This window comes from Devosia sp., assembly GCF_024707125.1.
GTDB lineage: Bacteria > Pseudomonadota > Alphaproteobacteria > Rhizobiales > Devosiaceae > Devosia.
This window is the reverse complement of the sequence record NZ_JANQAH010000013.1, coordinates 175611-189103: the sequence shown is the minus strand read 5'-3', so window position 1 is coordinate 189103 and position 13493 is coordinate 175611. Positions and strand designations below refer to the sequence as shown.

12 protein-coding genes and 1 pseudogene are annotated in these 13493 nt (G+C 61.8%); 5 read left to right on the top strand and 8 right to left on the bottom strand.

What is annotated here, in order from left to right:
- Positions 1–104: 104 nt before the first annotated feature.
- The 4 genes and pseudogenes from fsa to NVV77_RS21785 form a co-directional block, all read right to left on the bottom strand.
- Positions 105–758, bottom strand: a complete 654-nt coding sequence (gene fsa / locus NVV77_RS21800) for a fructose-6-phosphate aldolase (RefSeq protein ID WP_295416892.1) — start codon at positions 756–758, stop codon at positions 105–107.
- Positions 759–881: 123 nt separating this feature from the next.
- Positions 882–1930, bottom strand: a pseudogene (locus NVV77_RS21795) (aromatic amino acid transaminase).
- 254 nt (positions 1931–2184) lie between these two features.
- Positions 2185–3120, bottom strand: coding sequence for an electron transfer flavoprotein subunit alpha/FixB family protein (locus NVV77_RS21790; RefSeq protein ID WP_295416889.1), 936 nt, complete (start codon positions 3118–3120; stop codon positions 2185–2187).
- Entirely contained in the window at positions 3120–3878 is a 759-nt protein-coding gene (locus tag NVV77_RS21785) for an electron transfer flavoprotein subunit beta/FixA family protein (RefSeq protein ID WP_295416886.1), read from the bottom strand. Before NVV77_RS21785 ends, NVV77_RS21790 begins: the two co-directional genes overlap by 1 nt.
- 315 nt (positions 3879–4193) lie before the next feature.
- Here NVV77_RS21785 and NVV77_RS21780 point away from each other — a divergent pair, with 315 nt between their 5' ends.
- Complete coding sequence (locus tag NVV77_RS21780) at positions 4194–5363, top strand: M20 aminoacylase family protein (RefSeq protein WP_295416884.1); 1170 nt, start codon at positions 4194–4196, stop codon at positions 5361–5363.
- A 204-nt stretch (positions 5364–5567) separates the two neighbouring features.
- Here the strand turns inward: NVV77_RS21780 and NVV77_RS21775 are convergent, their stop codons facing one another.
- Positions 5568–6503: an AEC family transporter gene (locus tag NVV77_RS21775; protein WP_295416881.1), complete on the bottom strand. Its 936-nt coding sequence runs from the start codon at positions 6501–6503 to the stop codon at positions 5568–5570.
- 289 nt (positions 6504–6792) lie between these two features.
- Here NVV77_RS21775 and glpD point away from each other — a divergent pair, with 289 nt between their 5' ends.
- Positions 6793–8280 carry a glycerol-3-phosphate dehydrogenase gene (glpD, locus tag NVV77_RS21770; protein WP_295416878.1) on the top strand — a complete coding sequence of 496 codons (1488 nt, stop codon included), beginning with the start codon at positions 6793–6795 and terminating at the stop codon, positions 8278–8280.
- A gap of 83 nt (positions 8281–8363) precedes the next feature.
- Positions 8364–9845, top strand: a complete 1482-nt coding sequence (gene glpK / locus NVV77_RS21765) for a glycerol kinase GlpK (protein WP_295416875.1) — start codon at positions 8364–8366, stop codon at positions 9843–9845.
- A gap of 144 nt (positions 9846–9989) precedes the next feature.
- Here the strand turns inward: glpK and NVV77_RS21760 are convergent, their stop codons facing one another.
- Both NVV77_RS21760 and pdxH read right to left on the bottom strand, forming a co-directional pair.
- The gene (locus tag NVV77_RS21760) at positions 9990–10817 is read right to left on the bottom strand and encodes a DUF1499 domain-containing protein (protein ID WP_295416872.1); all 828 of its coding nucleotides are present in this window, start codon (positions 10815–10817) and stop codon (positions 9990–9992) included.
- A gap of 91 nt (positions 10818–10908) precedes the next feature.
- Positions 10909–11538 carry a pyridoxamine 5'-phosphate oxidase gene (pdxH, locus tag NVV77_RS21755; protein ID WP_295416870.1) on the bottom strand — a complete coding sequence of 210 codons (630 nt, stop codon included), beginning with the start codon at positions 11536–11538 and terminating at the stop codon, positions 10909–10911.
- Positions 11539–11651: 113 nt separating this feature from the next.
- Between pdxH and NVV77_RS21750 the strand changes: the two genes are divergently transcribed.
- Together NVV77_RS21750 and NVV77_RS21745 are read left to right on the top strand one after the other, a co-directional pair.
- Entirely contained in the window at positions 11652–12626 is a 975-nt protein-coding gene (locus NVV77_RS21750; protein ID WP_295416868.1) for a DnaJ C-terminal domain-containing protein, read from the top strand.
- Positions 12627–12629: 3 nt separating this feature from the next.
- Entirely contained in the window at positions 12630–12962 is a 333-nt protein-coding gene (locus NVV77_RS21745; RefSeq protein ID WP_295416866.1) for a hypothetical protein, read from the top strand.
- A gap of 89 nt (positions 12963–13051) precedes the next feature.
- Here the strand turns inward: NVV77_RS21745 and NVV77_RS21740 are convergent, their stop codons facing one another.
- Positions 13052–13354 (bottom strand): GIY-YIG nuclease family protein, encoded by a 303-nt coding sequence (locus tag NVV77_RS21740; protein WP_295416864.1) that lies wholly within the window; start codon positions 13352–13354, stop codon positions 13052–13054.
- Positions 13355–13493 lie beyond the last annotated feature (139 nt).

Below are 13493 nucleotides of genomic sequence, written 5' to 3'. Positions count from 1 at the left end.
TCTCGAAAAGAGAAAGACCTCACCCAGGCGCTTTACGAGGGCGAGGCCTTCAAAGGCATGGCTTCGAAAATTATCCGAAGCCAATCAATGGATTGCGACGATCCCTAGAGGATCGACTGGCCCGTGGCCTTCCAGTCCTTGAGGAAGCCCTCGATACCCGCATTGGTCAGCGGGTGGTTCGCAAGCTTCTTGATCACGTCGGGCGGGATGGTGGCGACGTCGGCGCCGGCAAGGGCCACCTGGGTCACGTGGTTGGGCGAGCGGATCGAGGCGGCCAGGATCTGGGTCTCGAACTGGTAGTTGTCGTAGATCGTGCGGATGTCTTCGATCAGCTGTACGCCATCGAGGTTGATGTCATCCAGGCGGCCGAGGAAGGGCGAGATATAGGTCGCGCCGGCCTTGGCAGCGAGCAGGGCCTGGTTGGCCGAGAAGCAGAGCGTGACGTTGGTCTTGACGCCCTTGTCCTTGAAATACTTGGTTGCCTTCAGGCCGTTAAGGGTGAGCGGCAGCTTGATGACGACGTTGGACGCGATCTTGGCGAGGTGCTCGCCTTCGGCAACCATGCCGTCGAATTCGAGGCTGGCAACTTCAGCGGAAACCGGGCCGGGAACGATGGCGCAGATTTCGGCAATGACTTCCTTGAAGTCGCGGCCGGACTTGGCGATCAGCGACGGGTTGGTGGTGACGCCGTCGAGGAGACCGGTTTCATAGAGTTCCTTGATGGCGGCGGTATCTGCAGTATCGACGAAGAACTTCATCGTTCCCTCCTAAAATCTCTGCCAAGTGGCCTTTGGCCAAGGTGTAGCATGGCGGCAGCGTGCCGCAAGCGAAGACAAGTGCAGGGACTTGAAAACCAATGCTGTTTTCCGGTCCCCACCCAATTATCGGGATGCCCCGAGGAAAGCGGCCGCGAGGTCTCCCACGCGATCTTCCGGAATGCCGGCAACGTTGATGCGGCTATCCCCGGTCATATAGACCCCGTTTTCGGCTTTAAGATGTTCGACGGCGTCGTTGCTGAGGCCGAGCAGCGAGAACATGCCGCGATGGTCTGCGACGAAGTCGAAATCGGTGGAATTGGAGCGTTCGCGGATCGCATCTGCGAGCTTTTTCCGCAATGAAATCATGCGGTTACGCATGAGCGCCAGTTCTTCTTCCCACTCAGCGCGCAGAGCCTTGTCCTCGAGGATGGTGCGGATGATCTCGGCACCGTGATCGGGGGCTGGGAATAGGCGCCGCGGATGATGTTCAGCAGCTGCGAATTTGTAATATCTGCTTCTTTTTCATCGCGGGCGATGAGAATGGCGGCGCCGACACGTTCGCGATAGAGCCCGAAATTCTTCGAGCCGGAGAATGCTACCAGAGCTTCGGGCACCGTGGATAGAATTTTGCGGGTGCCATAGGCGTCGGCTTCGATGCCATCGCCGAAGCCTAGATAGGCGAGGTCGACGAAGGGCAGCGCGCCGGTGCGCAGGAGGCTTGCGGCAACCTGGTCCCACTGGTCGTTGGAAAGGTTCGCGCCGGTCGGGTTGTGGCAGCAGCCGTGCAGCAGCACGACATCGCCAGCGCCCAATTTATCAAGCGTTGCCAGCATTTCGGCGAATTTGACGCCGCGCGTTTCCGTATCGAAATAGGGGTAAGTCGCGACCTTGAGGCCGGAATTGATGGCGATCGGGTTGTGGTTGGCCCAGGTCGGGTCCGACACATAAACCGTGGCGCCGGGGCGGGCACGGTTGATGAGCTGCATCAGCACCCAGAGCGAGCCTGTGCCGCCCGGCGCCTGCGCAATGCGGACACGGGAGAGGTCAACGCTACCGGCGAGGACGAGGTCGAGCACCGAGGTGCCAAAGCCCTTGTTGCCGGCGATGCCGAGGTAAGTCTTTGTTTTTTCGTTCGAAAGGATCTTCTCTTCGGCTTTGCGCACCGAGGTCATGACCGGGGTCACGCCCTTTTCGTCTTTGTAGACGCCGACGCCGAGGTCGATCTTGGTGGAACGCTGGTCAGCAGCGTATTCGCCCATGAGCGCAAGAATCTTGTCGCCAGGAGCCTTTGAGAGGTTTTCGAACATTTTTCGGAAGTCCGGTGAGAAGGCGCCGTCTTTATAGGCGGCTGGGGGATTTTTGCAATCTTTTGGGACCTTGTCGGCGACACGAAACCTCGTGGTTCGACAAGCTCACCATGAGGTTTCTACTGGGGTTTTCGGATGCCCGACTTTTCCAGTTCAGCGATCAATTGCGGAACGATTTCAAAGAGATCGCCAATCAGCGCCACGTCGGCGATTTTCACCAGGGGTGCTTCTGGATCGGTATTGATGGCGAAAATCTTCTTGGCGCCCTGGATGCCGGCAAGGTGCTGCAGCGCGCCGGAGATGCCGATGGCGATGTAGAGGTCGGGAGCGATGATCTTGCCGGTTTGGCCGATCTGCCAATCGTTGGGGGCGTAGCCAGCGTCGACCGCGGCGCGGGTGGCGCCGACGGCGGCACCGAGGGTTTTGCCAAGTTTTTCAATCAGTTGAAAACCTTCGGCGGAGGCGACGGAGACGCCGCCGCCGATGACGATCTGGGCTGTCGCGAGATCGGGCGTGTCGCTTTCGGTACGGTGGGCAGCGAGGAAGCGGGCGGCGGAAGTGACTGAAAGGTCTAGGTTTTCGACCGGCGCGGCATTGCCCGAGGCGGCTGGGCGGAAAGCCGAGGCGCGGAAGGTCAGGAGGTGCTTTGGCTGCGGGTCGGTGACGGTTTCGAGCGCGTTACCGGCGTAAATCGGGCGGGTAAAGCGGTTGGCACCTTCAATTGCGACGATGTCGGTGACCGGCTGGATATCGAGCTTTGCGGCGAGGCGTGGGATAACGTCCTTGCCTACCGACGAGGCACTCGCGCTAACAGACTGGTAGCGTTGAGCGAGGCTTTCGAGGGAATTGGTGATGGATTCGGCGGTTTCGGCCGCCTTCACCACTTGGACTATCCGAACACCGGCGATTTGAGCGGCTGATGCAGCGATGTTGCCGGGGTTTTCGGCGACGACCAGGACGTCAACGGGACCGAGTTGGTTCGCGGCCGCGACCAAGCGGGCGGTGGCGGGCGAGAGTTCGCCCTTGTCGTGATCGGCAAGCAGGAGAACCGACATCAGAGCGCCTCCATCTCGTTGACTTCGGAGGCGATGGCGCTGGCGAGGTCGGCAACCGAGCCGACGGTCTTGCCGGGGACACGTTCAGCGGGCGGGGATATCTTTTCGATCGTGAGGCGCGGAGTGAGGTCGACGCCGAAGGTGTCGGCCGGGCGCACGGCGAGCGGCTTCGAGCGCGCCTTCATCACCATGGGGAGCGCAGCGTTGCGCGGGGTATTGAGGCGGAGGTCGGCGGTGACGACGGCGGGGAGCGGAACCGCAATCGTCTCGCGGCCGTAATCGACTTCGCGGGTGACTTCCAGTTCGGAGCCTTTCACCACGATTTCCGAGGCGAAGGTGGCTTGCGGGCGGTTGGTGAGGGCAGCGAGCATCTGGCCGACATGGTTGGAATCGTCGTCGACGGCCTGCTTGCCCAAGAGGATCAGGTCGGGTTGTTCTTCGTCGGCCACCTTTGCCAGAAGCTTGGCGATGGTGAGGGTTTCGAGGGCCGCATCGGTTTCGACGAGAATGCCGCGATGGGCACCCATAGCGAGGGCCGTAAGAATGACGTCGTTGCTCTGCTTGGGGCCGACGGAGACGATGACCACTTCGCTCGCCTGGCCCTTTTCGGCCAGTTGCACGGCGGCTTCCACCGCGTGCTTGCAGAAGGGATTCATCGACATGCGTACGCCAGTGGTCTCTACGCCAGTTCCATCGGGACGGACGCGGATGCGGACATTGTGGTCGACGACGCGCTTGACGGCGACGAGGATTTTCATGGGCGGCTCCGAATTTGGGGGTTCAATGGCAGGTTGAGCCGGGACGGGCAAGGCACGGGAGGGGAATTTCGGTTCGGTCGCGAGGGGAATGTTAGAAAGGGGTGCCTGAACTCCAATCCGTCGTCACTACCGGGCTTGTCCCGGTAGTCCATGCAGAGGCGAGATGGATTGCCGGGACAAGCCCGGCAATGACGGTAACTTTGGGGTTGGGGGACAGATGACCCGGTGGCCCTCCGGCCAAAATCTGCGTGCAAGCATTGACGCCACACGTTGGGGCAGAGACACTGTCTCATCCCCATCTGCTTTGGACTTGTTATGCCTATCCTCAACCGCATTGCCGAATTTCATGATGAAATCACCGCCTGGCGACGGGATTTGCATCAGCATCCGGAAGTGCTGTTCGAGGTGCATCGGACGGCCGGGATCGTGGCGGAAAAGCTCAAGGCGTTTGGCGTCGATGAGGTGGTGACCGGGCTCGGGCGCACGGGCGTTGTCGGCATCATCAATGGGCGGACCAATACCAGCGGCAAGACCATTGGCCTGCGCGCCGATATGGATGCGCTGACGGTGACGGAGAAGACCGGGGCCGCCTATGCCTCGACCAATCAGGGCAAGATGCATGCCTGTGGGCACGACGGGCATACGGCGATGCTGCTGGGTGCGGCAAAATATCTGGCCGAGACGCGGAATTTTGATGGGCGCATTGCGCTGATCTTCCAGCCGGCCGAAGAGGGTGGCGGCGGCGGCAAGGTGATGCTTGACGACGGCCTCATCGAAAAATTCGACATTTCCGAATTTTACGGGATGCACAATTGGCCGGGCATGCCAGTGGGGCATTTCGGCATTCGCCATGGTGGGATCATGGCTGCGACGGATCGGTTCTACATCACCATTACCGGCCAGGGTGGGCACGCGGCGCGGCCGCAGCAGACGGTCGACCCGATCATCGTCGCCGCGCAGATGGTGACGGCGCTGCAGACGATCGTCTCGCGCAACCTCGATCCGCTGGAATCGGCGGTGCTGAGCGTGACGATGATCGAGGCGGGTGAAGCCGACAATGTGATTTCGCAGACAGCGAAGATTACCGGCACGGTGCGCACGCTTGATGGCGGTGTGCAGGATTTTATCGAGGCGCGGCTCGGGGAGATCGTGCCGCAGTTTGCGCAGAGTTTTGGCGCGAGCGCGGTGATCCGCTATGCGCGGGGTTATCCGGTGACGGTCAACTCGGCACGGGAAGCGGATTTTGCGGCGGATGTCGCCACCGAAGTTGCGGGCGCAGAGCGGGTGGACCGGAATACACCGCCGTCCATGGGTGGGGAGGATTTCTCCTTCATGCTCAATGAGCGGCCGGGGGCCTACATCTTCATCGGCAATGGGGATTCGTCGGAGCTGCATACGGATACGTATGATTTCAATGACGAGGCTATTCCGGTGGGGACGAGCTATTGGGTGCGGCTGGCCGAGACGGCGCTGAAGGTTTCGTAACCTCCACTCCCACTGCATGTACCTGATATCTCAAGATGGGCCCCGGCCTTCGCCGGGGGTGACAACCGGGGTTGGGATAAGTGCCGGTCCCTGCCGCCGCGTCATTCCCGCGAAAGCGGGAATCTCAACGCACGGAAACAGAGATTCCCGCTTTCGCGGGAATGACGCCGTGTTTTTGGTGGGTTCGGGGTGAGCGCCCCGGTGCTACAAACTCAAGATATACAGCCATCCCGAAATCGTCACGGCTGAGAGCACCGTGGCGATGAGGATGGTGTTTGTCGCGACGCTCACCCCGCGATCGTAGTACGTCGCGAAAACATAGATATTGACGCCCGCCGGCATGGCCGAGAGCAAAATGCCGTAGCGGGCGATTTCGAGTGGGACGTGCAGGACCCAGACCATCAGCACATAGGCGATGGCGGGGTGCAGGATCAGTTTTATGAGGGAGGCGACGAGCGCCTGCTTCCAGTTTTCCGAGAGCTTGAATTCGACCAGGGCGCCGCCGATGCCGAAAAGGGCGGCGGGGACGACGGCCTGGCTCATCATGACGAAGAAGGCTTCGGCCGGTTCGATCAGCTGGATTTCGAGCAGTGAGCCGATGATGCCTGCGGCGATGCCCCAGATCAGCGGATTGGAAACGACGCGGCGGAAGGCGACGACGAGAGTCTTGCCCAGCGGCTGGCCGTCGCGCTTGACCAGTTCCATGGTGACCATGCCGACAGTGAGCAGGATGGCGCCATGGAGGCCGATGATGGAGAGGGTGACCGGGAGGGCGCCATCGCCATAGGCACGGGTGAGGATGGGCAGGCCCACAAGCACGGTATTGGTAAAAGTGCCGGAAAAGCCGGCGGCGACGCTTTCGCCCGGGCGATTGCCGAAGCCGCGGCGCGCAATGAAAATGCCCACGGCGAAACAGACGAAGGCGCCCAGGTAGAAGGGGCCGATGATCGACAGATTGAAGGCCGACCTGAAATCACTCGTCGAAATAGAGTAGAAGAGGAGGCAGGGCGTCGCGAAATTGTTCACGAAAGCGATGAGGCTTTTGACGCCTTCGGCCGGATAGAGCCGCTTGAGCACGGCGACATAGCCCAGGCCCATGAGGGCGAAAATGGGCAGGATGACGAAGATAATGTCGAGCATTGGCCGAGGATCCGGGCCGGGAAGGCAAAGGAGGCCTAGACCCTTGGCGTGGCTTGGTCAACCTTGATCTTGTATGGAAGAATTGCCTCACACACCATGGCATTCCCCCGAAAGCGGGAATCCCTGTTTCGGGGGTGAGATTCCCGCTTTCGCGGGAATGACGCAGTGGTTTTGTAGGAAGGCTTCGTGCTTCGGCCGTGGGCTAGCGTCACGCCACCAAACGAAACAAATCCTGTTCCAAAACGAAAGCAAATGACTTACATACGAACCATTCTTGGAGCGAAGCGATATGAGTGAGTCAGTGCTGGATCTGTTCGTCATCGGCGGCGGCATTAATGGGGCCAGCGTGGCGCGCGATGCGGTGGGGCGCGGGTTTTCGGTTGGCCTTGCCGAGATGAACGATTTTGCTTCGGGCACGAGCTCGGCGGCGACCAAGCTGATCCATGGCGGGTTGCGCTATTTGGAACACTACGAATTCCGGCTGGTGCATGAGGCGCTGGCGGAGCGCGAGATTCTTTGGGCGGCGGCGCCGCATATCATTCGGCCGCTGCGCTTCGTGCTGCCGCATCACAAGGGACTGCGGCCAGCAATGGTGCTGCGCACGGGCCTCGCCATGTATGACTATATGGGCGGACGAAAGCTGCTGCCGCCGACCAAAACGCTTGATCTGACACGGGATGTCACCGGAAAGCCGCTGAAGCCGGGTTTCAGGCTCGGGTTCGAATATTCGGATTGCTGGGTCGATGATGCGCGCTTCGTGGTGCTCAACCTGCGCGATGCGGCCAACAAGGGCGCAAAAATCTATCCGAGGACGAAGGTAACCTCGGCGCGAAAGGAAAACGGCGCCTGGACGATTTCGCTTGAGGGCGAAGGCGGCACGCAGACGGTGCGCGCCAAGATGATCGTCAATGCGGCGGGGCCGTGGGTCGACAATGTTATCAATGGCGTGATGGGCAAGAACGGGGCGCATAATGTGCGACTGGTTCAGGGCAGCCATATCGTGGTGAAAAAGCTCTATGACCACGACCGCTGCTACATTTTCCAGAATGGCGATGGGCGGATCATTTTCGCCATTCCCTATCAGGATGATTTCACGCTGATCGGCACCACGGACCGCGACTACAAGGGCGATCCGAAGGATGTCAAAATCTCTCAGGAAGAGACGGACTATTTGCTGAGCGCGGCGAGCGAGTATTTTGCCAAGCCCGTGACGAAAGACGAGATCGTCTGGACCTATTCGGGCGTAAGGCCGCTGTTTGACGATGGCGCGAGCGCGGCGCAGGAGGCGACGCGGGACTATGTGCTCAAGGTCGAGGGCGACAAGACAACGGGGGCCGTGGTCAATGTGTTTGGCGGCAAGCTGACGACGTCGCGGCGATTGGCGGAATCGGTGCTTGAGAAGATTGAAGAGGTTTTGGGGAAGAAGAAGGGGGCCTGGACCAAGGTCAGCACCCTGCCCGGCGGTGATTTCGGGCCGCTCAGCTTTGATGCGGAAGTGCGGCGGCTGGGGCTCGACTATCCGGAATTGCCGGGGACACTGCTGAAGCGGTTGATGCGGCTTTATGGGAGCAAGGCTCGGGTGCTGCTGGGGGATCGGAAGACCGTGGACGCGCTGGGGCAGCATTTTGGCGCGGACCTTTATGCGGCCGAGGTCGATTATCAGGTTGAACATGAGTGGGCGCGGACGGCACAAGATGTGCTGTGGCGGCGCACGAAATTGGGGCTGCGGGTTGGCGCCGAGGATGTGGCGCGGCTTGAGGGGCATTTGGCCGCGTAGGCCCGGCGCGCACCGCGCTGTTCCCTCCCCTTGATGGGGAGGGAGACGAAGGAGCCGAGAGAGCTTCGCGAGAGGAGAATGCGTTGACAAATTTTGTGCTGGCGATCGATCAGGGCACGACGTCGAGCCGGGCGATTGTGTTCGATGGCGACCGGAAGGTGGTCGGGGTCGGGCAGAAGGAATTTTCTCAAGTCTTTCCGCAGGATGGCTGGGTGGAGCACGATCCGGAGGAAATCTGGGAGAGTGTGGTTGCCACCATCAGGACCGCGCTGGGTGAGGCCAAGGTTGGTGCCGGCGATATTGCGGCGATCGGAATTACCAATCAGCGCGAGACGGTTGTTGTCTGGGATCGGGCGACGGGGAAGCCGATCTACAATGCGATTGTCTGGCAGGATCGGCGGACTTCGGCGACTTGCGCGGAGCTGAAGCGCGCGGGGCATGAGGCGCTGTTTACCGAGCGGACTGGGTTGCTGCTCGACCCCTATTTTTCCGGCACGAAGGTGAAATGGTTGCTCGACAATGTCGAGGGCGCGCGGGTCCGCGCGGAAGCTGGGGAGCTGGCTTTCGGGACTGTGGACGCGTTCCTGATCTGGCGGCTGACGGGCGGCAAGGTGCATGCGACCGACGCGACCAATGCGGCGCGGACGCTGATGTTCGATATCGGGCGCAATCAGTGGGACGAGGAGCTGCTGGGTATCCTTGGAGTACCCGCAAAGCTGCTGCCCGAGGTGAAAGATTGTGCGGATGATTTTGGGGTGACCGAATTGTTCGGCGCGCCGATCCCTATTCTTGGGGTCGCGGGAGACCAGCATGCGGCGACCATTGGACAGGCTTGTTTTGCGCCGGGGATGTTGAAGTCGACATATGGCACGGGCTGCTTTGCGGTGCTCAATACCGGGCGCGATATGGTGCGCTCGCAGAACCGGCTGCTCACCACCATTGCCTATCGGCTGAATGGCGAGACGACTTATGCGCTTGAAGGTTCGATCTTCATCGCGGGCGCGGCGGTGCAGTGGATTCGTGATGGGCTGAAGCTGGTAAAGCACGCGAGCGAGACCGGGCCGCTGGCGCGGACGGCGGATCCGAGCCAGAACGTCTATATGGTGCCGGCCTTTGTAGGGCTGGGGGCGCCGTGGTGGGACGCCGAGGCGCGCGGGGCGATCTTTGGCATTACCCGTAATACCGGGCCGGCGGAGATCGCCCGAGCGGCGCTGGAGGCGGTTTGCTACCAGACGCGGGACCTGCTGGAGGCCATGCACCGGGACTGGGCGCCGAGTGGCGATACGGTGCTGCGCGTCGATGGCGGGATGGTCGCTTCGGACTGGACCATGCAGTTTCTGGCCGACGTGCTCGACGCGCCGGTGGACCGGCCGACGATACTGGAGACGACGGCGCTTGGCGTGGCCTGGCTCGCGGGCATGAAGGCCGGGGTGTGGCCTGATATGGACGAGTTTGCCGCTGGCTGGGCAAGGGATCAGCGGTTTGAGCCGGCGATGGATGCGGACGAGCGCAAGGCGAAGGTCGCGGGCTGGGATGATGCAGTGCGGCGGGTTCTGACGCAGTAGTATCGGCAAACACCGGTCCGGCACCTCCCCCTTCACGGGGGAGGATGGGAGGGGGTGCGGGAGCCACGGTTTCTGGGTGTGTGAACACCCCTCCCCTTCCCTCCCCGTCAAGGGGAGGGTGTCAGATCGAGCATGAGGGGAAACCTAGCCTTCTTCGCCCTCGACGGTTGGGGCGGGTTCGTCGTCTTCGGCGGGGCTCGGCTGGTTGACGTTGGGATTGTCGCGCAGAAGCGTCGTCACTTCATTGTCGAGTGTGACCATGAAGCGCTCGATGCGGGTGCCGTTGGAACCAAAGTCGTGCGGGGCGTTGATCGAGGCCGAGCGCATGTCGACCTTGGCGCCGGTGGGCGTGGGGGCGATGCGGAGGACGGCTTCTTCGCGCCAGCCGGGAATGGTGGCGATGCGGGCGTTGATGCGGCCGGGTGTGCCATCAAGGCCGGGTGCGCGGGTGAGGCGGATATCCCAGCCTTCGTTCTGCGCGAGCCGCTCGACCACGCCGAAGAGAGACACGACATCGAGCGGATAGGTGCGTGTCGTCGCATTGGGGAAGATGCGCGTCTGCTCGTCTGCGGAGATGAGCTTTGGAGGCGGCATTTTCGCGGTATCGGGCAGGAAGAGTAGCGGCAGTTCACCGCGCGGGACGGTGGCGATGTCGGTGACTGGCGGGTAGCGCCAGGCGTAGTGGCCATAATAGGCGAAGGGCGCGAGGCAGATGAGGCCGAGGAAGAGGCCCGATAGGGCCTTGCCCCAGCCCTGGTCACCGGAAAACCAGAGGCGGATGAGCGCCAAGAGGCCGACGAGCGCGGCGAGCGCCGAGACGATCAGCGCCAGAATCGCGACGGTGAAGAAGCTGGGCGAGTCGATCAGCCCCAGATGGTGCATGCCGACGGGCAGAATGACGAGCGGAATGGCAATTCTGCCAATCCGGCGGGCCCAGATGGCCGTTTTCGACGTTCTGATCAGTATGCGCACGAAGAGGCTTTTCCCTTGCTGGCGCCTGTTTTACGTCAAAGGTCTTGGGATTGTTTAAACTTGTCGCGATTTCGCCGAGCGAAACGCTGACTTAGGGGTAAAGGCGCGCGTTATGCCAGCCGGCATCGGGCGTTTCGCGGGTGAAGCGGACGCGGTCATGGAGGCGGTATTCGCCATCCTTCCAGAATTCCATCATCGTGGGCAGAATCCGGAAGCCGGCCCAGTGGGCGGGACGAACGACCTCGGCGGTACCGATCTCGGCGGTGAGGGCTTCGACGCGGGCGATGAGGGTTTCGCGATTTTCGAGCGGGCGCGACTGCAGCGAGGCAGACGAGGCGATCTGGCTGCCGCGATGGCGCGAGGCGAAATAGGTGTCGGATTCGGTGGTGCTGACGACTTCCACCGGGCCACGCAGGCGCACCTGGCGACGGAGCGACTTCCAGTGGAAGGCCGCAGCTGCCTGCGGATTGGCGAGGAGCTGGCGGCCCTTGTCGCTCTCGAAATTGGTGAAGAAGCAGAAGCCTCTCTTGTCGCGGGCATTGAGCAGGACCATGCGGACATCGGGCATGCCGGTCTCGTCGGCGCTGGCAATGGCCATGGCGTTGGGATCGTTGGTCTCGGCTTCCTGGGCGAGGGCAAACCACTCCTCGAATACGGCAAAGGGATCGAGGTCGGAACGGTTCCCGTCATCGAAAAGGCGTTCGGTGAGTGTCTGCAGCATCGTCATATTTCCCGGGCTTTTGGCCCTCTCAAACTGGACAAGCCGAGGGGGCGTGGCCATATAGGACTCGAATTGTGGGCGAAGCAACGCCCGACCCAAACAGATTGGACCAAATGCGCGATCCTTACACCGTGCTCGGGGTGCCGCGGTCCGCAAGCGAGAAGGACATCAAGTCCGCCTATCGCAAGCTGGCCAAGAAGTATCACCCCGATCAGAATCCCGACGACCCTTCGGCACATGGAAAATTTGCCGAGGCAACGCATGCCTATGACCTGCTCAATGACGCGGAAAAGCGCGGCCAGTTCGACCGCGGGGAAATCGACGCGGAAGGCAATCCGCGATTTGCCGGCTTTGGCAATGGTGGCTTTGGCGGCGGCGCCGGCCGTGGCGCGCGGCCGGGTGCCGGTGGCGGCGCAGGCGGGTTTTCGGCCGAAGACATTTTGAAAGAGTTCATGAGCGGCTTTGGCGGCCAGCCCCGCGGCGGTGCACGTCCGGGTGGCGGCGCTGGTGGCGCGCAATGGGACCCCTTTGCCGGTGGCGCGACGGGCGCTGCAGGCGCCGGGGCTGGCGCGCGCATGAAGGGCGACGACGTGGTCGTCAATGCGACCGTGTCACTGGAAGAAGCGCACAAGGCGGCTTCCGTGCCGGTGCGCATGCCTTCGGGCAAGATGCTGAACGTGAAACTGCCCGAGAAGGTGGAAGAAGGTCAGCAGATCCGGCTCAAGGGCCAGGGCACGGCCAATGCCTTTGGCGAGCCGGGCGATGCGCTGGTGACGGTGCGCTTTGAAAAATCAAAAGTGTTTCGGCGCGATGGGCATGATGTGCGCACCGATGTTTCGGTGACGCTTTATGAAGCCGTGCTCGGCGCGAAAGTGCGCGTGCCGACGCTCGATGGTTCGGTGGAACTGAACCTGCCGCCGGGTGTGGACACGGGCAAGGCGCTGCGTCTCAAGGGCAAGGGCCTTTATGGCGATGGCGATCTCTATGTGAACATCCGAGTGGTGCTGCCGCCGGGTGGCGACCCCGATCTTGAAGCGCTGGCGCGGTTTATGCGCGACCAGAAGCCGTACAAGGTGCGGGAGAGCTAAACCTTGCCAGGAAGCGTCGTCGTTGCGCTGATCGTGGCGGCCGTGCTGATGGTGGGCGGGCTGGTGGTGCTTGGCATCCCCGGCGCGATTTATGCCGTGGTAACGGCGCCGGTCGCGGAGCTTTTGCGCGGGCTGCCGGCGGGGAGCCTGCTCAGCGGCGATCGGGCCTGGCCGCTGGCGATCGTGATGACGCTGGCGGTGCCGCCGGCTTTGCCGCTGGCGGTGTGGCTCGTGGGGTGGCTGCGGCCGGCCGCCGGGTGGGTCGAGGCGGCGGCGTGGGTCGTTGGCGGGGTTTATCTCTGGGCGCTGGCGGTTGTGGTGGGGTTGAGTTTTTAGGGGCTTTTGGTTCTCCTAGATCCCGCGGGGAATCCAGGACGTGGCGAGGTGAGATTCCCGCTTTCGCGGGAATGACGCCGTGGGATACCTCAGCCCCAGTGCTCGGCGATCTGCGGGTACAGATCTCGCCACTCTGGGTTCATTGCTGAAATCAGCTCATTCTTCCATGCCCGGTTCCACTTCTTGATCTGCTTCTCGCGCATGATGGCGCCTTCGGCCGAACCTTGGTGCTCATACCAGACGAGATAGTGGACGTGGTAACGCCGGCTAAAGCCATCAAGCAGGTCGTTTCGATGGATGTAGGTTCGACCAATAAGATCACTGGTGACGCCGGTATAGACGACCGACTTTGTCTTATTCGTCAGGATGTAGACGTAGAATTCCTTGTCCATCGCTGCGCCCCGACAGCAGAATTCCATCAATCTAGCACTGCGTCATTCCCGCGAAAGCGGGAACCTCTGCTGAGGTGAAGGGAGATTCCCGCTTTCGCGGGAATGACGTCGTGGGTGAGGGGTAGATTTGAGGGCAACC

Excerpts from the sequence above, each read along its gene's own strand:
- NVV77_RS21785 (WP_295416886.1), bottom strand. The coding sequence starts at position 3,878 with ATGAAAATCCTCGTCGCCGTCAAGCGCGTCGTCGACCACAATGTCCGC.
- pdxH (WP_295416870.1), bottom strand. The coding sequence starts at position 11,538 with ATGCTGCAGACACTCACCGAACGCCTTTTCGATGACGGGAACCGTTCC.
- NVV77_RS21790 (WP_295416889.1), bottom strand. The coding sequence starts at position 3,120 with ATGTCGGTTCTCCTGCTTGCCGATCACGACAAGGGCGAACTCTCGCCC.
- NVV77_RS21750 (WP_295416868.1), top strand. The coding sequence starts at position 11,652 with ATGCGCGATCCTTACACCGTGCTCGGGGTGCCGCGGTCCGCAAGCGAG.
- NVV77_RS21780 (WP_295416884.1), top strand. The coding sequence starts at position 4,194 with ATGCCTATCCTCAACCGCATTGCCGAATTTCATGATGAAATCACCGCC.
- glpD (WP_295416878.1), top strand. The coding sequence starts at position 6,793 with ATGAGTGAGTCAGTGCTGGATCTGTTCGTCATCGGCGGCGGCATTAAT.
- NVV77_RS21740 (WP_295416864.1), bottom strand. The coding sequence starts at position 13,354 with ATGGACAAGGAATTCTACGTCTACATCCTGACGAATAAGACAAAGTCG.
- NVV77_RS21775 (WP_295416881.1), bottom strand. The coding sequence starts at position 6,503 with ATGCTCGACATTATCTTCGTCATCCTGCCCATTTTCGCCCTCATGGGC.
- fsa (WP_295416892.1), bottom strand. The coding sequence starts at position 758 with ATGAAGTTCTTCGTCGATACTGCAGATACCGCCGCCATCAAGGAACTC.